Here is a 15,788-nt window from a genome sequence, read left to right on the forward strand (position 1 = left end):
CTTGCAAAAAGGTCGTTGGCGCCTCCCCCCTTGAAATTGCGGCCGCCCACTCCATTTAAGGGGCATCACCCGTTTTGAGAGCTTTCATCAGCGGTGCCCTTGGCATTCTGAAGACGGCACTCCGGGTTCGAGCAGGGCGCTCCCCGAAATACGGGTCGAGCGCCCTGTTTCGTCATAGGCTCAGGCCGCCTTGTTCCGCTGGCGATAGACAAGATATGCGGCTGCGACCCCCATCGCGGCGAGCGTAAACCATGTCAGCGCATAGACCAGATGGCTGTTGCGAAAGCGCACGACCGTGAGACCGCCGATCGGCAGGTCACCGCGATTGGGCGTCGCGTCTGCGTCGATGAAATAAGGCGCAACATCGCCGAGACCCTTCGACGTCGCAATCGCATCGACGTCACGGGAAAACCAACGGTCGTTTGTCGGGTCGTTGGACCGCAAGAACGCGCCGCCGGGCTCGCTGATGCGCAGTAGACCGGTGACGGTTGTCGTTCCGCTCACATCACCCTGAGCGCGTTGAGCGGGATCGCGACGATCCGGTGGCACGAAGCCACGGTTGATCAGCACCGACGAACCGTCTTCGGAGACCAAGGGCGTCACAACCCAAAAGCCGGCGCCGCGCTCGGTTACCGCCTGCACCAGCACCGACTTGTCATGCAGGAAGGTCCCCGTCTTGCTGACGTGGCGATATTCGTCCTTCTCCCGGCTTACACTTTTCCAGTCCAGCTGCGCAGGCGCTGGCACGGCTTCTGCCTGGACGCGGGCGTCGACGCGGGCAATGAGATCAAGTTTCCAGGAGAGCCGCTGGAGCTGCCAGGTTCCAAGCGCAACGAATACGACTGCGAGGATCAGCAGCGCGCCTGTGAACGCGAGGCGGGCGCGGGAGGGGGATGGCCTTCCCTCCCCCTCTGCCTGACATTCGGTGGTCATTTTCGCGCCTGCCTGCCCGTCAGGGCATGTTCTTCATCATCTCGTTCGTCATCGGCATCATGTTGGCGTTGAGATGATGCATGACCCAGAGCGAGCCGGCGAGCGCGATGCCGACGATGATGATCGTGAAGATCAGCGCCATCAGCGTCCAGCCGCCTTCAGAGCGCGCGTTCATGTGCAGGAAGTAGATCACGTGCACGACGATCTGGACGACGCCGATGCCCATGACGAGGACGGCCGTCAAAAGCTTGCTCTCCAGCGCGCCGCTCATGACCAACCAGAAGGGAATGGCCGTGAGGATCACCGAGAGGATGAAGCCCGTCATGTAGCTCTTGAAGGAGCCGTGTCCGGCAGCGTCGCCGGGGTGGCTGTGCGCGTGATGGGGTTCGAACGCGCTTTCGTGGCCAGGATGTTGTGCGCTCATCCGAGAACTCCGAGCAGGTAGACGAAGGAGAAGACGCCGATCCAGATGACGTCGAGGAAGTGCCAGAACATCGACAGACACATCAGGCGACGCCGGTTTTCCGGGATCAGCCCGTGCTTGCCGACCTGCACCATCAGCGTGATCAGCCAGATGATGCCAAAGGTGACGTGCAGACCGTGGGTGCCGACCAGCGTGAAGAACGAAGACAGGAAGGCCGAGCGCGTCGGGCCGGCGCCCTCGTGAAGCAGGTGATAGAACTCATAGAGCTCTACGGCGAGGAAGATCGCGCCGAACACGCCGGTGACACCAAGCCAGAACAGCGTCTCCATCTTGGCGTTGCGCTCCATCTGGAGCATGGCAAAGCCGTAGGTGATCGAGGACAAGAGCAGCATTGCCGTGTTGAAGGCAACGAGGCCGAGATCGAACAGATCGGCCGGCGACGGCCCGGCCGCATAATTGCGACCGACGACGCCGTGCGTTGCAAACAGCACGGCGAAGATCAGGCAGTCGCTCATCAGGTAGAGCCAGAAACCCAGCATGGTGCTGTGTTCCGGGTGATGCTCTTCCGTGACGTAGAACTGCGGTTTTTCGGTTTCATGGACTTGGGTTTGGCTCATCGTCTCAGATCCGTTCCGCAAGCAGCTTGGAGCGCGCATCCTCGGTCGTAGCGACCGTCTCGGCGGGGATGAAAAAATCACGCTGGTAATTGAAGGTATGGCCGATCGACACGGCAATGATGGCGATGAAGGACACGGCCGCCAGCCACCAGATGTACCAGATCAGCGCAAAGGCGAGCACGACGCTGATGCCGGCCAGAATGATGCCCGTGCCGGTGTTCTTCGGCATGTGGATCGGCTTGAAGCCTTCGAGCGGACGCTCGTAGCCGCGGTTCTTCATGTCGTACCAGCTGTCGTGGTCGTGCACGACCGGCGTGAAAGCGAAGTTGTAGTCCGGCGGCGGCGACGAAGTCGACCATTCGAGCGTACGGCCGTCCCAGGCGTCGCCGGAGGTTTCACGCAGCTGATCGCGCCGAAGGAAGCTGACGATGAGCTGCATGATGAAGGAGGCAATGCCGATCGCGATCAGCACCGCGCCGAAGGCGGCAATGATGAACCAGATCTGCAGCGAGGGATCTTCGAACTGGCTGACGCGGCGGGTGACGCCCATCAGGCCGAGCACATAGAGCGGCATGAAGGCGAAGAAGAAGCCGATCTGCCAGAACCAGAAGCTCATCTTGCCCCAGAAGGGATCGAGCTTGTAGCCGAAGGCCTTCGGCCACCAGTAGACGAGGCCGGCCATCAGCCCGAACAGAACGCCGCCGATGATGACGTTGTGGAAGTGGGCAATGAGGAACAGCGAATTGTGCAGCACGAAGTCGGCCGGCGGGATCGCCAGCATCACGCCGGTCATGCCGCCGATGACGAAGGTCACCATGAAGCCGATGGTCCACAGCATCGGCAGCTCGTAGCGGATGCGGCCGCGATACATGGTGAAGAGCCAGTTGAACATCTTGGCACCCGTCGGGATCGAGATGATCATCGTGGTGATGCCGAAGAAGGCGTTGACCGAGGCCCCCGAACCCATCGTGAAGAAGTGGTGCAGCCACACGAGGTAGGAGAGGATCATGATCACGCAGGTGGCGTAGACCATCGAGGTGTAGCCGAAAAGCCGCTTGCCGCAGAAGGTCGCGACAACCTCGGAGAAGATGCCGAAGGCCGGAAGCACGAGGATGTAGACTTCCGGGTGGCCCCAGATCCAGATGAGGTTGATATACATCATCGGGTTGCCACCAAGGTCATTGGTGAAGAAGTTGAAGCCGAGGTAGCGGTCGAGCGACAGCAGCGCGAGCGTCGCCGTCAGGATCGGGAAGGTCGCAACGATCAGGATGTTGGTGCAGAGCGAGGTCCAGGTGAAGACCGGCATCTTCATGAAGGTCATGCCCGGGGCGCGCATCTTCACGATGGTCGCAATCAGGTTGATGCCTGACAGCGTCGTGCCGACACCTGCCACCTGCAGACCCCATATGTAATAGTCGACGCCGACGCCCGGACTGTAGTCGGCGCCCGAAAGCGGCGGATAGGCAAGCCAGCCGGTGCGCGCGAATTCGCCCACGAACAGCGACATCATGATGATGATTGCGCCACCCGCGGTCATCCAGAACGAGAAATTGTTGAGGAACGGGAACGAAACGTCGCGCGCGCCGATCTGCAGCGGAACGACATAGTTCATGAAGCCGGTGACGAAAGGCATCGCCACGAAGAAGATCATGATCACGCCATGGGCGGTGAAGATCTGGTCGTAGTGATGAGGGTTGAGGTAGCCCTCATTGCCGTTGAAGGCGATCGCCTGCTGCAGGCGCATCATGATGGCATCGGCAAAGCCGCGCAGAAGCATGATGATCGCGAGGATGATGTACATGATGCCGATCTTCTTGTGATCGACCGACGTGAACCACTCGTGCCAGAGATAGCCCCAGAGCTTGTACTTGGTGATCAGGCCGAGGACGGCGAGGCCGACGACCGCCACGACCGCGAAGGTCACGACGAGGATCGGCTCGTGGTAAGGGATCGCTTCTAAGGTAAGCCGCCCGAAGATGAGTTGTGTGAGGCTGGTGTCACCAAACATGGGTCTTCCAATATGTCTCGAATTGCGGCCCAAAGGACCTTGGCGCCCGCTGGACCTGAGCCTGCGAGCGCGCGAAATTCCTAGTGCGTCTTGTGCATGTCGTGGTTCATCGGCTCTGCCGCCGGTGCGGGCTGCTCTTCCTTCACGCCCTCGGCCGGCTCCTCGCTCTTGGCGGGATTACCGGTTTCGGGGAAGGTCGCAGCAGGTGCGGAGGCTTCCGTCGCGCCGCCGGCATGGCGGTTGTCATGCTCAAGCTTGGCGCGGTTTTCGTGGCTTTCGACGCCGGCGCCACCCATCATGTCGATGTGCATCATCTCCTTCATGCACATCTGACCTTCCCGGACGCACATGTTGAGCACTGCCTCAAAGAGGCCGTTGTCGACGGACGCGAAGTAGCGCACCGGCTCCTTGATGCTCGGCTTTTCGAGCTTCAGGTAGGCGTCGCGGTTGAGCATCGTGCCGTTCTGCTTCACCTTCGCGACCCACTGGTCGAAGCCGGCCTGGTCGAGACCGTGGAACTTGAAACGCATGTGCGAGAAGCCGTCGCCGCTGTAGTTGGACGAAAGGCCTTCGTGCTCGCCTGCCTTGTTGATGACGGCATGCAGCTTGGTCTGCATGCCCGGCATGGCGTAGATCATGCCGGCGAGTGCGGGGACGTAGAACGAGTTCATAACCGACGATGCCGTAATCTTGAAGTTGATCGGCACGTCCACCGGTGCAGCCATCTCATTGACGGTCGCGATCCCGTACTCCGGATAGAAGAACAGCCATTTCCAGTCGAGGGCGACGACCTCGACTGTGATCGGCTTCATCTCTTCGGTGACCGGCCGCTCTGCATCGAGCCGGTCGAGAGGCCGGTACGGATCGAGCTTGTGCGTGCTCACCCAGGTGATCGCGCCGAGCGCGATGATGATGGCGAGCGGCGCCGACCAGATGATCACTTCGAGACCGGTGGAATGGTGCCATTCCGGATCATACTTGGCCGCCATGTTGGACTGGCGGTAGCGCCAGGCAAAGAACAGCGTCAGGAAAATGACGGGTACGATGATCAGCAGCATCAGGACCGTCGAGACAACGATCAGGTCCCTCTGCTGTGCGGCGATATCGCCGGACGGCGACATGACCACCATGTTGCAACCCGTAAGGGTCGAGAGCAGCAGGAGTGCTGTCGCCGAGCGTCCGGCTAGATTGAATGGCTTCGGCATTGCGGCCTCAACTTGCGTTTTGTCTAGTCGCAGTTACTCGGGCATGTTCGCGCATGGAAGTGAGGTCCATCGTCGCAGCGCAGCATTTTGCCGCACTGCAAAGGCAACGAGAGGACTTTCGGTCCATGCCCATTTGTACTAGCGCAAGAGGCGGTGTCGGCTCAACGACGGCCATTCCGGCTGACGCGAGACATCTATTCGAACAAGGTGACTGCGCATGTACGTGCGCGGCATTCTTGATATCAGACGCCATTTGGTCAACACTCTAACGACATGACGCTGGTCCGTCGGAGAAGTTCATGGTTTCGGTCGCTAATCCAACATCGTCTGGCCTCGAACGGGATGCACGTCGCATCCATGAAGACGACAAGCCCCTGTCGCCCGGCAGCATCGCCATCGGTGTTGTGATCGGCCGGACATCGGAGTTTTTCGACTTCTTCGTCTACGGCCTCGGCTCCATCCTCGTCTTCCCGAAACTGATCTTCCCATTTGCGCCGAATGCAGTGGCCGCGACGCTGATGTCGTTTGCGCTATTCCCCTTGGCCTTTCTCGCCCGTCCAATCGGCTCCTTCGTCTTCATGTGGATCGACCGTAACTATGGGCGCGGCACAAAGCTGACGATCGCTCTCGTCATTCTCGGCGGCTCGACGGCATCGATCGCCTTTCTGCCCGGCTATGAGACGATCGGATACTGGGCGGTGGCGCTGCTGGCTCTCTTCCGATTGGGCCAAGGCTTTGCGCTCGGCGGCGCATGGGATGGACTTGCGTCCCTGCTCAACCTCAACGCACCCCCGAACCACCGGGGCTGGTATGCGATGATCCCGCAGCTCGGGGCCCCCATCGGCTTTGCCCTTGCCAGCATCATCTTCTGCTATTTCGTCGCCAATCTTTCGGAAGAGGATTTCCTTTCCTGGGGCTGGCGCTATCCGTTCTTCGTCGCATTCGCGATCAATGTCGTGGCTCTGTTTGCCCGCCTGCGCATCGTCGCCAGCAAGGAATTTGGCGCGGCAATGGAAGCGCAGGAACTGCAGGCCCGGCCGGTGTTCGAGATGCTGAGCAAACACGCGCTGGATGTAGTGCTTGGCGCCTTTGTGCCGCTGGCGAGCTTCGCGATGTTCCACCTGGTGACGATCTTTCCGCTCAGCTGGGTCATCCTCAACGGTGGTCAATCGGCCGCCCGGTTCCTGCTGGTTCAGGTTGCAGGCGCGGCTGTCGGCGCGCTCGGCATTGTCGTGTCGGGAGTGATCGCCGACCGCGTAGGGCGACGCAACGAACTGATGTTCGGCGCAACCCTGATCGCGATCTTCAGTTTCTCCGCACCCTTCCTTCTTGATGCTGGTGGAGCCGGGCAGGATGCCTATATCCTGATCGGCTTTGCCGTTCTCGGTCTCACCTTCGGTCAGGCCTCTGGTGCCGTATCCTCGCGCTTCACCAAATATTACCGCTACACCGGCGCGGCGCTCACCTCGGATCTTGCCTGGCTCGTCGGCGCCGCCTTCGCACCGCTGGTGGCGCTCGGGCTTGCGACCAGCTTCGGCATCATCTTCATCGGCGGGTACCTGATTTCCGGCGCGATCTGCACCATCGTGGCGCTCAGCCTGACGCGCGCACTGGACCAGCAGTAAACCAGCAGAAAACTCGATCGCGTTTCGGCTCGCGCCGAGGCGCGATCGCCCGCGCCCGGTTGCATCACAACCGGATTTCCGCCTGGAACCCTTGTTCCGTGCCTGGCACGGGCGACGAGATCAGCAGGCGCCCCTGCATCTGCTCGGCCAACCGTTCAACGATCGCAAGGCCGAGACCGGAGCCCGTGGCTTCGGTGGGTCCGCGGCTGAAGCGCCTGGTCAGCCCGGCGAGGGTCCTCTGATCGATGACAGGGCCATCATTTGTGACGCGTAGCCCGCCAGCGTCAACGTAGATGTTGACGGGGCTCGATGGCGGGCTGTGGATCAGGGCATTCTCCAGCAGATTGCGCAGAACGATCGCAAAAGCGTCCGCGCGGATCGGGCGCTCGAGCACGGTATCATCGGCCACGTGCAGATGGAGGCGGCTTGTGCCAAGCGCCGAACGCTCGAGGTCCTCGATGACCACGGTGAGGACCGCTAAAAGATCGGTTTTTTCGTCCGAAATGCCGATCCCTGCCTCGGCCCTCGACATCTGCAGCAGCTTTTCAGCCAGGCGGCCGAGGTGGAGCAGCGCGCGCTCGATCTGTCCGGTTCGTTGGTGGAATGCCGGCGGCACTTCGCTCATGAGGCGCTGCGTCTGCGCCAGTGCGCCCGCAATCGGTGTTCTGAGCTCATGGGCACTGTTGGAGGTGAACTCGCGCTCGGCCTCGAACGCTGCCTTCAACCTTGCCAGGAGCAGGTTCACCGATCGGGCGATCGCTCGCAATTCCTTGGGAAGAGTACCTTCGTCGATCGGCGCCATGTTGCCGCTGTCTTTGGTGAGGATCTCGTCGCGCAGGCGTTGGACCGGCGAAAGTGTGCTGCGCACCACGAGCACGATCGCAACAATGCTGCCGGGGATCAGGAACAGCAACGGCAGCAGCAATGCCAGGCCGCCCTCCATCAGTGCCTCGGTTCGATGTTCGAACGCATCGGCGACCTGGACGTAGAGAGAACCATCCTTGGCGCCGGCCGTGTAGATCCGGTACGTGGCCGTTTGCGAGAAGCCGGTGGTAAGCGGAACTGGGAACGGCTGCGGCGCCCCCTCATCGAACAGCACTTTGCCGTTCCGGTCGCGCACCTGGTAGGTCAGATATTGCGCGTTCAGCGCGGGCGCCACGACGGTTTTCGCCGCCGCGCTATCGCCGGCGTTGACGGCGATGTCATCCGCCATCAGTTGCAGAAGTCGCTCGGCGGTCTCCTGCACGCCGCTGTCGAATATCTCGGTGAACTCGTCGTGCATGACGTAGACGCCGAGACCAAGTGCGACCATCCAGAAGAGCATGACAACGCTCGTCAGAGCAACGGCGAGCCTGCGGGTCATGCTGGCGGCGCGCAACATCCGCTTACCGAATACTGTAGCCGAGGCCGCGCACGGTCTCGATCCGTTCGGAACCGATCTTCTTGCGCAGGCGGCTGATGTAGACTTCGACCGTATTGCTTTCGACTTCGGCGCCAAAGGCGTAGAGCACATCATGAAGCTGCGCCTTCGAGACCAAGGCGCCGGGGTGGGCCACAAGCTTGTCAAGCACGGCCCACTCTCTGGCGCTCAAGCTCTGGCTCTCGCCGTCGACGACGATCTTGCGATGCACCTGGTCGATCTCGATGCCAAGGAGCTTGACCGTCGACGTGGCATTGCCGCTGTAACGCCTGGAGACCGCCAACATGCGGGCTGTCATTTCGTCGAGATTGAAGGGCTTGACCAGATAGTCATCAGCGCCGCTGTTCAACCCCTCGATCCGGTCCGATATCTGGTCGTGCGCCGTCAGGATGATCACCGGGGTGCCGTCGCCTCGTGCGCGAAGGGACCGCAGCAACGCCAGGCCCTCCCCGTCCGGGAGCCGCAGATCAAGCAGTATCAGGCCGTAGGAAACCGTATCGGTCGCTGCCATCGCGTCGAGGATGCGCTTGAACCAGTCGACCGCATGGCCGGCCGCCGCGACATGGTCGCGCAGCGCCTCCCCCAGAACCTGATCGTCTTCGACTAGTAGGACTCTCAAGATATCACCGGACACTTGTTCGTCCTTGCCTACGGTCGATTGGGGATGTGCGTCAAGCCCCTCGGGCGGCGGCATGTGTCCAGCCAGCGCGATGCCATCGCGCACATCGGTTTGGGACACAAGACTGCGAGCGAACCCTTACGCCGCCGTCCGCTCGCGAAATGCACCGTGTCTTTTCATGTAGCTGATCGCCGCAGTCGCGACGCCCACCAAAGCCATCAGCGCGCCGAGTGCAAACAGGATGTTATGTTCAACCGGTTTGCTGTTTGCAAACTTGTACATCTCGGTTGCAAGGATCGCGAGCATCGCCGCCGAGACGGTGGAATAGTCCTTGCCGATCACGCGTTTGACGTTGAACGTCATGCCTTCGGTGGATTCTGCGAACTTGCCGAAGCGCACAGCCCAGCGCGGAACGTCGCGGCAATAGGCCCGGTAGGCCTCGCCGAAGGTCTTTTCCAGAAAGGCTTCTTCAGCATAGACGATGCATTGGTACATGAAAGCAAACAGGCCGATGCCGACAATGACAAGCAGCAAGTTGCCGTGCAGCAGGAAAACGCCGGAATAGAGCAGCATGTTGCCCACATAAAGCGGGTTTCGGCAGATACCAAACATGCCTTCCGTCACCAGATCCTTGGCGTAGACCTTCTTCTTCAGGCCGCCACGCTGGATGTATTTATAGCCGACGACCGTCGCGCGCAGCGCTAGCCCGGCCAGGATCACAAGGACGGCGCACAGATCCTTGGCAAGGGTCAACGCCGGGCCTCCCGACACAAGCGTCGGCGGTGGCGCCAGCAGGAACAGCGCGACGATGATGGCCGGAAACAGCTGGTTGCGGAAACGGAAAAGGAAGTTGCCGATGGCGATCATGGCCGGCCCTTCTTACTTGACGGCGATGATGCCGCAGAAATTGTACCAGCGGAAAAAGACCTCGACGCTGCGGAAGCCGGCTTCCTTGAGCAGTTGCAGGTTTTCGTCCAGGCGATAGGGAATGAGCACGTTTTCCAGCGCTTCGCGCTTCTTGGCGATCTCGATTTCGGAGTAGCCGTTGCGGCGCTTGAAGTCGTAATAGTGTTCGATGAAGAGGCGGTTGAAGGTCGAGTCCTCGCTGGTGAGCTTTTCAACCATCACCAGAGCGCCCCGTTCGTTCAGGCCATTGTAGATCGTGCGCATGATGCGCTCGCGGTAGAGCGGACGGACGAATTGCAAGGTCAAGAGCATCATGACGACGCTTGCATTGTGGATGTCGATGCCCTGGTGAAGGTCGCCCACCCTCAGGTCGATCGTCCGGTTGGTGTTGGCCTGGGCGATCTTATCCCTCGCCTTCTCGATCATGTCGGGCGCGTTGTCGATGCCGACAAAGCGGACCGACGGCTCGACAAGGGTGTCGAGGCCGAGGAGCGTGGTGGCGGTCGAACAGCCGATATCGTAAAGGCTGCTGTCGGGCTCGGCAAAATCGGCGGCAAGTTCGCACGCCATCCGCTGGATCTCGCCATAATAGGGAACGGATCGGCTGACCATGTCGTCGAAGACGGCTGCAACCGTCGCATTGAACGCAAAATCGCCGACCGGGTGATCGGCCACGGCGAAAACCTCGTCCCTTCGATTGTTGTTCTCATGCAGATGCAGATGCGGCGCTTTGACGGCCATTCGCGGGTTCCTTTGTCTTTCGGGGACGCACATCCGATGCCGGGCGCCTGGCGGGCGTTGCTGGAATGGGCGAACTGGAAGCCAAGAGGCCATCCAAACCTGACATGAACCTGAAAGCGGTGCGGGAAGGCATCGATGCGCCAAGGGCATCGGCAAAACTGCTGACTGCAGACGAGATTGTTCATCCCAACGCTTCCCCGCCTGCGCCGGCTGATGAATCGGGTCGACCGGTGGCGCGTACGAGAGGCAGCGCTGGTGGTGATTCCGGCGATCGTGATGCCGCGGGTCCTATGAAGGGGTGGGTTCCGGCTCGGGGCATCTTTCCGAGTTTCAATAGGGCACTCTACCCAATCGAATGCTACTGACATGAATTCATGAGACTATTTTACATCGCTGGCAGTTTTCAAGCTGTGCCTGCCCCTTGACGCAAGGCACCGTGATCCCCACCTCACCCTCGTCGACGCCCAGGTGGGTCGGCACCAGTCCGGGAGCCCCAAGCTTCTTGGCGCTCCCTCGTACCTATGTTGCTCTACGGAGGATGTAGCTATGAGAACAAACCTCGACTTTGCCCCCCTTTTATAGATCAAGCATCGGTTTTGACCGCATCTTTGACCTGCTTGCGAACGCCAGGCCCAACGCTGACAACTGGCCGCCCTACAACATCGTCAAACTTGGCGAAAATGCCTACCGAATCGCTATCGCGGCGGCGGGTTTCGCCGCGGACGAACTGACGATCACCCATGAAGCGAACATGCTCGTGGTCAACGGCGTGAAATCGGAGGATGAAGAGGTACATTACCTCCATCATGCGCTTCCTGTACGGCCGTTTGTGCGCCGATTTGAACTCGCCGATCATGTGATCGTCGAGGGCGCAAAGCTCGAAAACGGGCTTCTCGTTATCACCCTGAGGAAGGAAATACCTGAGGAGACGAAGCCGCGTCGCATCGCCATCGAAACAGAAATGACGAAGGCTGCCTCAAAGCAGATCGAAGGCGACAAGGCGGCCTGATCGAGAACATGCTGCTTGATCCTCGCCGTTGCCAACAGGTGAAGGAAAGAAGCTGCGCCATAGAGGAAGGAAAGAAACGACGAAAGGATGAGCCATGAGTGTACGTGACCTGATTCCGTGGAGCCGTAGCAGCAACCAGCTCCCGAACAGCTATCGCGGTGATGACATGGATCCATTCCTGTCACTGCACCGCAATGTCAACCGTCTGTTCGACGAAGCCTTCCGCGGCTTCGGCCCGCCATCGTTGCTCGGCGGCACGTCGCCCTTCAATGGTTCGTGGCCTCACGTGGAATTCGACGAGAATGACAACGAAATCCGCCTGATCGCGGAGGTACCAGGCGTCGATCCAGACAACATCGAGGTGCTGCTGGAAGATGGCGTGCTTACGCTTCGCGGTGAGAACAAATCGGAGACTGAGGACAAAGATCGCCGGTTCAGCGAGCGCTACTACGGGCGCTTCGAACGGCGGCTGTCCCTTGGTCGCCAAGTCGATGAGGACAAAGTCACCGCAACATTCAAGAACGGTCTTCTCGCAGTGACGCTGCCGAAGACCGAAAAGGCGCGGGCCAACGTCAAGCGGATCACGATCGATAACGCCAAATAATACCGACCGCCGCAAGCCAGCCGGGTGCTAACCTGCCCGGCTGGGTATTTGCGTGGCAAAGAACCGATGCCCTGGTTGGGGGCACCCTTGCGCGAGACAGACAATCCGGCCGCGCGGACCGGAAGTTCGTGGAGCACCTCAGCACCAGCCAGCCCCTGGCGATCTTCATCACTGCCCACGACCAAACATTGATCGCCTAGCACGCATTTTTCGCCTGCCATGCTCTGTGATGACTTCGGCGCGCCTCGGGGCGACCTTGGCCGCGGGTATCAAGTCCCACCCGGTGTCGACTGTCAGACGGCCTACGCTGGCGGTAGTGAAGTGACACGCTGACTCAGGTTGAACTGCATTTCCCAACCAGCTATTCCGCCATTGCCTACGCAAAGCGACGGAAACTGAATTGCACCATCGTAGACGCCAGGAGCCGCCGTCGGTCGTTTTCGTTGATATCGCCGGCAAGCTCTACCATTCAACTCCGGTTGCTGTGCGGTCGGCGCATGGATCGGCTTGCCGATCCGGAAGAGCCCGCCACTGAAGCGGCGGGCCGTGCGCTCATTTTCTCTCGATCACACGTCTGCATGCAGGGTCCGCCGATGGTCCCAGAGTAGCCGGGCTGATACGGCGGTGACGAGCATGCCGAGGACCACCTGGATCCACATCGCGTTCATGTCGCCGCGAATTGAAGCAGCCAGGGCGAGACCATCACCCAGGAGAATATGCGGCTCAACCGCACCACAGCCTACCGCTCACGAAAGCTGACGCTGCGCTGGGTGAAGAAGGCATCCTTTCTATCTGACCTGAATTCCCGATCCGTATATCTTTGGCAGGTATGAGAACCGGCCGTCTGCAACTGACAAGTCTGTGACGCAGGCGCCAGATGGCTCTGTCAGATATCGTACCGCGAATCGAGCTCTAGCAGGGCAGACCGAACCTCATCGATTGAAACCGGCTGAGGTGTTCCTGGCATATGACGCAGAGTCGGTTTCGAATCTATCGCGTAAAAGTCGGAAGCCCACCCGGCGAGAATGGCCCGTTTATCATCGACAGAAAGTGCAGGAGCCTCCACCACATCCATTGGACGTCGAAACGGCGACCAGTGAGATGCTAGAACTTCCGGTCCGATGTTCACGGCAGTTACGGCAATCTGCTTAAACATATCTTCCATCATCGGTTCACCTCAGTTTATTTGCGGCTTCCGGCTCCACCTCGCATGCGTCGCCATGACGAGGTCAGCTTCCGGCGCCAGCAGATCGTGCTTTTCCGCGAAGGCGGCAAACAAGCCGCGTGCGGTTTCAGCTTCGATATCGCCGCGCAAGGCAGCGCGGCATGCCTTGAGCGCAATCGAATGCGGACCATCCCTGAGCGATATCGGCCACTCCACCAGATGTCGGTAAGCGTCCATCACGCTTCTCACTTCCGTCGGGAACCCAAGACCTACAAGAATACGCACAGGTTTCCTGAACATATCGGGTTTCATAACTCTCTCCTTTCCAACCCGCGATGTTGCGGCGCGCCACTACAGCGTCGATCGCCGGTGAAACTTGCTTAAGCAGCACTCTGAGCTTCGATCTGCGGCGCTGCGTCCGGGCGTTCAAGCGCGGAACCGCTTTGAATGCTGACCTTGCGCGGTTTCAATGCCTCCGGAATCTCCCGGACGAGATCGATGGTCAGCAGACCATTGCTCAATCCCGCGCCACTCACCCTGACATGGTCGGCAAGCTCGAAACGATGTTCGAACGGGCGGCCGGCGATGCCTCGGTGCAGATAGGCTTCGGACGGAGCGTCCTGCTTCTTGCCTGTAACGGTGAGAAGATTGGTCTGGAATGTGATGTCGAGGTCGCCCTCCGCGAAGCCGGCTACGGCAATCGAGATGCGGTAGCTGTCGTCGCCTGTCTTGACAATGTCATACGGCGGCCAATCGCTAACCGAACGGTCGCGCTGGGCGTTTTCCAGAAGGTTGAAGAGCCGGTCGAAGCCAACGCTCGATCGGAAGAGAGGTGTGTAGTCGTAAGATGTTGCCATAGCCATATCCTCCTGAAAGCAACATGGGTATGGAGCGCCGAAAGACGGCGCTTCCAGCATGGCCGGCCCTGGTGTCAGCGGCTGGCGGCAATGATCTGGTATCTGAGAAATCCGGCTTCAAGTGCTGTCTTGGAGAATTTTGCAAATCTCAGTGCAGCTTGAACTCACCGTCAATACGGCGCCATTCGTTCGGCCGGATCAGGCGTTGATGCGTATAGCGAACGGAATGCAGCCGACCGTCGAGATTGGCTTGCCAGATTTCAGTTATGCCGGCAGTGTTAACGGCGGAATGCTAAAAGTCGGCAAGATACTACGCAAATCGACGCAAGCCATCAAATCGGGCGCAACCCATGTCGTTAGATCTCGCGACCGTTATACGTGTTGGCCGCCTTGCCCGTCTCGCACTTAGCGAAGACGAGGCGGAAAAAATGTGTGGCGAGCTGAACGGAATTCTGACCTTCATCGAGCAACTTCTGGAGGTTGACGTCGAGGGCATCCCTCCGATGACCTCGGTTGTGCCTACAACCATGAAAATGCGCCGGGACGTCGTGACTGAAGGCAATCTTGCCGAAGAGATCTTGGCGAATGCGCCTCTCAGTGAGCGCAACTTCTTCCTGGTCCCCAAAATTTTCGAGTAAGGACAGACAGCCTCGGGCCTTGAAGGATTACACTGCCGGCGATCGCCGCCAAACGATGCGCCCTTTGCGTGGTGCATGTCGGCGGCTTGAGATCTGCGGCATTCGTCAGAGACATTCAGCCGGATGTTGGCGCGGGCTGTAGGTTATACCCGAACGACCTTGCTGTTCGCTCGAGATTGGTGAGGACACGTCGACGGTAATTCTCCTGGTAGTGGGAGCCTCCTGGAGAGGCTCCCGGAGCGCTGTATTCCATGCATTAATAAAATGGAATCGAGCACGATCGGCAGGTGATGCGGGCCACGCTCCGAGGCTCGCTGAAATTGCAGCGGGAATGACTCACTTGGTCAGATATTTAGGGAACATTTGGTGGCCCTTGCTACCTCTGGCCCACAAAACCCGTCGAAAATATCGACGGGTTTGTCAGCAGTCTGAGCCCGCCGCTGAGGCGGCGGGCCATACTCGAATTCTCTTTCATGCATGAGCATGCGGGTTCTGCCGATTGTCCCAAAGCGCCCAGGCCGACACGGCGGCGACGAGCGCTCCAAGGACCACGTGGGACCACATCGCGTTCATGTTCGCCGCAAACTGGAGCAGCCAGGGCGAGACGATCAGCCAGACCCCGAGCACCAGGCTCGACCACTCTTGCCACTCAGCAAAAACCGACAGCGCGGCAACAGCCAAGGCGGCGAGCAAGATTCCGACAATCCACGCGTTCCACGCTGGTATGGTTTCGCTGGCGAATCCGAGCACCCAAGGTGAAACGAGCAGTGCGACTGCGAGAACCAGATTGAGCCAATCCTGTGCTTTCTTGCTTTCCAGCAGTCCATTTTCCATGACAACCTCCACGAATGAAGTTCGATCGACGGTGTTTTCGCGTGCTGTGCACGCTGCGCCAAACGATGTAATTTTGCAAAATGCGATCTTCAAGGGCCCAATTATCGATCATGTCCCAGGGAGTGGTGTAGGTGGCGGGAGGTAGCAAAGCCGAGCGCCCGCGCGCTTCTCGTTGCGCTGTAG

Annotated in this window: 16 protein-coding genes and 2 pseudogenes; 4 read left to right on the forward strand and 14 right to left on the reverse strand. The window is 59.8% G+C overall.

The features are described from left to right. Positions 1-180: 180 nt before the first annotated feature. From MKZ91_RS30060 to cyoA, 5 genes are all read right to left on the reverse strand, one after another. Entirely contained in the window at positions 181-933 is a 753-nt protein-coding gene (locus tag MKZ91_RS30060; RefSeq protein WP_336174684.1) for an SURF1 family protein, read from the reverse strand. 19 nt (positions 934-952) lie between these two features. Continuing rightward, positions 953-1,357, reverse strand: coding sequence for a cytochrome o ubiquinol oxidase subunit IV (gene cyoD / locus MKZ91_RS30065; RefSeq protein ID WP_336174685.1), 405 nt, complete (start codon positions 1,355-1,357; stop codon positions 953-955). Further along, on the reverse strand, positions 1,354-1,974 hold the full coding sequence (gene cyoC, locus MKZ91_RS30070) for a cytochrome o ubiquinol oxidase subunit III (RefSeq protein WP_336174686.1): 621 nt from the start codon (positions 1,972-1,974) through the stop codon (positions 1,354-1,356). The genes cyoD and cyoC overlap by 4 nt, the downstream gene beginning before the upstream one ends. A 4-nt stretch (positions 1,975-1,978) precedes the next feature. Further along, the gene (gene cyoB / locus MKZ91_RS30075; RefSeq protein WP_336174687.1) at positions 1,979-3,982 is read right to left on the reverse strand and encodes a cytochrome o ubiquinol oxidase subunit I; all 2,004 of its coding nucleotides are present in this window, start codon (positions 3,980-3,982) and stop codon (positions 1,979-1,981) included. Positions 3,983-4,062: 80 nt separating this feature from the next. Further along, on the reverse strand, positions 4,063-5,187 hold the full coding sequence (gene cyoA, locus MKZ91_RS30080) for a ubiquinol oxidase subunit II (protein WP_336174688.1): 1,125 nt from the start codon (positions 5,185-5,187) through the stop codon (positions 4,063-4,065). Positions 5,188-5,486: 299 nt separating this feature from the next. Here cyoA and MKZ91_RS30085 point away from each other — a divergent pair, with 299 nt between their 5' ends. Continuing rightward, on the forward strand, positions 5,487-6,812 hold the full coding sequence (locus MKZ91_RS30085) for an MFS transporter (RefSeq protein WP_336174689.1): 1,326 nt from the start codon (positions 5,487-5,489) through the stop codon (positions 6,810-6,812). Positions 6,813-6,876: 64 nt separating this feature from the next. Here the strand turns inward: MKZ91_RS30085 and MKZ91_RS30090 are convergent, their stop codons facing one another. From MKZ91_RS30090 to cmoA, 4 genes are all read right to left on the reverse strand, one after another. Then, positions 6,877-8,193, reverse strand: coding sequence for a sensor histidine kinase (locus MKZ91_RS30090; RefSeq protein WP_336174690.1), 1,317 nt, complete (start codon positions 8,191-8,193; stop codon positions 6,877-6,879). A gap of 4 nt (positions 8,194-8,197) precedes the next feature. Beyond that, positions 8,198-8,851 (reverse strand): response regulator transcription factor, encoded by a 654-nt coding sequence (locus MKZ91_RS30095; protein ID WP_336174699.1) that lies wholly within the window; start codon positions 8,849-8,851, stop codon positions 8,198-8,200. Between the two features lie 138 nt (positions 8,852-8,989). Beyond that, a complete protein-coding gene (locus MKZ91_RS30100) occupies positions 8,990-9,718 on the reverse strand; it encodes a methyltransferase family protein (RefSeq protein WP_336174691.1) in 729 nt (242 codons plus the stop codon). Between the two features lie 12 nt (positions 9,719-9,730). After that, the gene (gene cmoA / locus MKZ91_RS30105; RefSeq protein WP_336174693.1) at positions 9,731-10,498 is read right to left on the reverse strand and encodes a carboxy-S-adenosyl-L-methionine synthase CmoA; all 768 of its coding nucleotides are present in this window, start codon (positions 10,496-10,498) and stop codon (positions 9,731-9,733) included. A gap of 546 nt (positions 10,499-11,044) precedes the next feature. Between cmoA and MKZ91_RS30110 the strand changes: the two are divergent. Then, a pseudogene (locus MKZ91_RS30110) lies at positions 11,045-11,507 on the forward strand (Hsp20 family protein). 94 nt (positions 11,508-11,601) lie between these two features. Continuing rightward, positions 11,602-12,111 (forward strand): Hsp20/alpha crystallin family protein, encoded by a 510-nt coding sequence (locus MKZ91_RS30115; protein WP_336174694.1) that lies wholly within the window; start codon positions 11,602-11,604, stop codon positions 12,109-12,111. A gap of 886 nt (positions 12,112-12,997) precedes the next feature. Here the strand turns inward: MKZ91_RS30115 and MKZ91_RS31710 are convergent. The 4 genes and pseudogenes from MKZ91_RS31710 to MKZ91_RS30130 all read right to left on the reverse strand — a co-directional run. Then, positions 12,998-13,279: a hypothetical protein gene (locus MKZ91_RS31710; RefSeq protein ID WP_442892368.1), complete on the reverse strand. Its 282-nt coding sequence runs from the start codon at positions 13,277-13,279 to the stop codon at positions 12,998-13,000. Between the two features lie 9 nt (positions 13,280-13,288). Next, the gene (locus MKZ91_RS30120) at positions 13,289-13,588 is read right to left on the reverse strand and encodes a DUF982 domain-containing protein (protein ID WP_336174695.1); all 300 of its coding nucleotides are present in this window, start codon (positions 13,586-13,588) and stop codon (positions 13,289-13,291) included. 68 nt (positions 13,589-13,656) lie between these two features. Continuing rightward, a complete protein-coding gene (locus MKZ91_RS30125; protein WP_336174700.1) occupies positions 13,657-14,133 on the reverse strand; it encodes an Hsp20 family protein in 477 nt (158 codons plus the stop codon). 148 nt (positions 14,134-14,281) lie between these two features. After that, positions 14,282-14,395 (reverse strand): annotated as a pseudogene (locus MKZ91_RS30130) (protein usg); the annotation flags it as partial. Between the two features lie 88 nt (positions 14,396-14,483). Between MKZ91_RS30130 and gatC the strand changes: the two are divergent. Further along, positions 14,484-14,771 carry an Asp-tRNA(Asn)/Glu-tRNA(Gln) amidotransferase subunit GatC gene (gatC, locus tag MKZ91_RS30135; protein ID WP_336174696.1) on the forward strand — a complete coding sequence of 96 codons (288 nt, stop codon included), beginning with the start codon at positions 14,484-14,486 and terminating at the stop codon, positions 14,769-14,771. A 471-nt stretch (positions 14,772-15,242) separates the two neighbouring features. On the opposite strand, the gene MKZ91_RS30140 is transcribed toward gatC, so the two are convergent. Then, positions 15,243-15,605, reverse strand: coding sequence for an SPW repeat protein (locus tag MKZ91_RS30140; RefSeq protein ID WP_336174697.1), 363 nt, complete (start codon positions 15,603-15,605; stop codon positions 15,243-15,245). Positions 15,606-15,788 lie beyond the last annotated feature (183 nt).

Source organism: Ensifer sp. MJa1 (assembly GCF_037026475.1).
Classification (GTDB): domain Bacteria; phylum Pseudomonadota; class Alphaproteobacteria; order Rhizobiales; family Rhizobiaceae; genus Ensifer.

Coding starts and splice junctions, on each gene's coding strand:
- MKZ91_RS30060 (WP_336174684.1), bottom strand. CDS start 933: ATGACCACCGAATGTCAGGCAGAGGGGGAGGGAAGGCCATCCCCCTCC.
- cyoD (WP_336174685.1), bottom strand. CDS start 1,357: ATGAGCGCACAACATCCTGGCCACGAAAGCGCGTTCGAACCCCATCAC.
- cyoC (WP_336174686.1), bottom strand. CDS start 1,974: ATGAGCCAAACCCAAGTCCATGAAACCGAAAAACCGCAGTTCTACGTC.
- cyoB (WP_336174687.1), bottom strand. CDS start 3,982: ATGTTTGGTGACACCAGCCTCACACAACTCATCTTCGGGCGGCTTACC.
- cyoA (WP_336174688.1), bottom strand. CDS start 5,187: ATGCCGAAGCCATTCAATCTAGCCGGACGCTCGGCGACAGCACTCCTG.
- MKZ91_RS30085 (WP_336174689.1), top strand. CDS start 5,487: ATGGTTTCGGTCGCTAATCCAACATCGTCTGGCCTCGAACGGGATGCA.
- MKZ91_RS30090 (WP_336174690.1), bottom strand. CDS start 8,193: ATGTTGCGCGCCGCCAGCATGACCCGCAGGCTCGCCGTTGCTCTGACG.
- MKZ91_RS30100 (WP_336174691.1), bottom strand. CDS start 9,718: ATGATCGCCATCGGCAACTTCCTTTTCCGTTTCCGCAACCAGCTGTTT.
- cmoA (WP_336174693.1), bottom strand. CDS start 10,498: ATGGCCGTCAAAGCGCCGCATCTGCATCTGCATGAGAACAACAATCGA.
- MKZ91_RS30115 (WP_336174694.1), top strand. CDS start 11,602: ATGAGTGTACGTGACCTGATTCCGTGGAGCCGTAGCAGCAACCAGCTC.
- MKZ91_RS31710 (WP_442892368.1), bottom strand. CDS start 13,279: ATGATGGAAGATATGTTTAAGCAGATTGCCGTAACTGCCGTGAACATC.
- MKZ91_RS30120 (WP_336174695.1), bottom strand. CDS start 13,588: ATGAAACCCGATATGTTCAGGAAACCTGTGCGTATTCTTGTAGGTCTT.
- MKZ91_RS30125 (WP_336174700.1), bottom strand. CDS start 14,133: ATGGCAACATCTTACGACTACACACCTCTCTTCCGATCGAGCGTTGGC.
- gatC (WP_336174696.1), top strand. CDS start 14,484: ATGTCGTTAGATCTCGCGACCGTTATACGTGTTGGCCGCCTTGCCCGT.
- MKZ91_RS30140 (WP_336174697.1), bottom strand. CDS start 15,605: ATGGAAAATGGACTGCTGGAAAGCAAGAAAGCACAGGATTGGCTCAAT.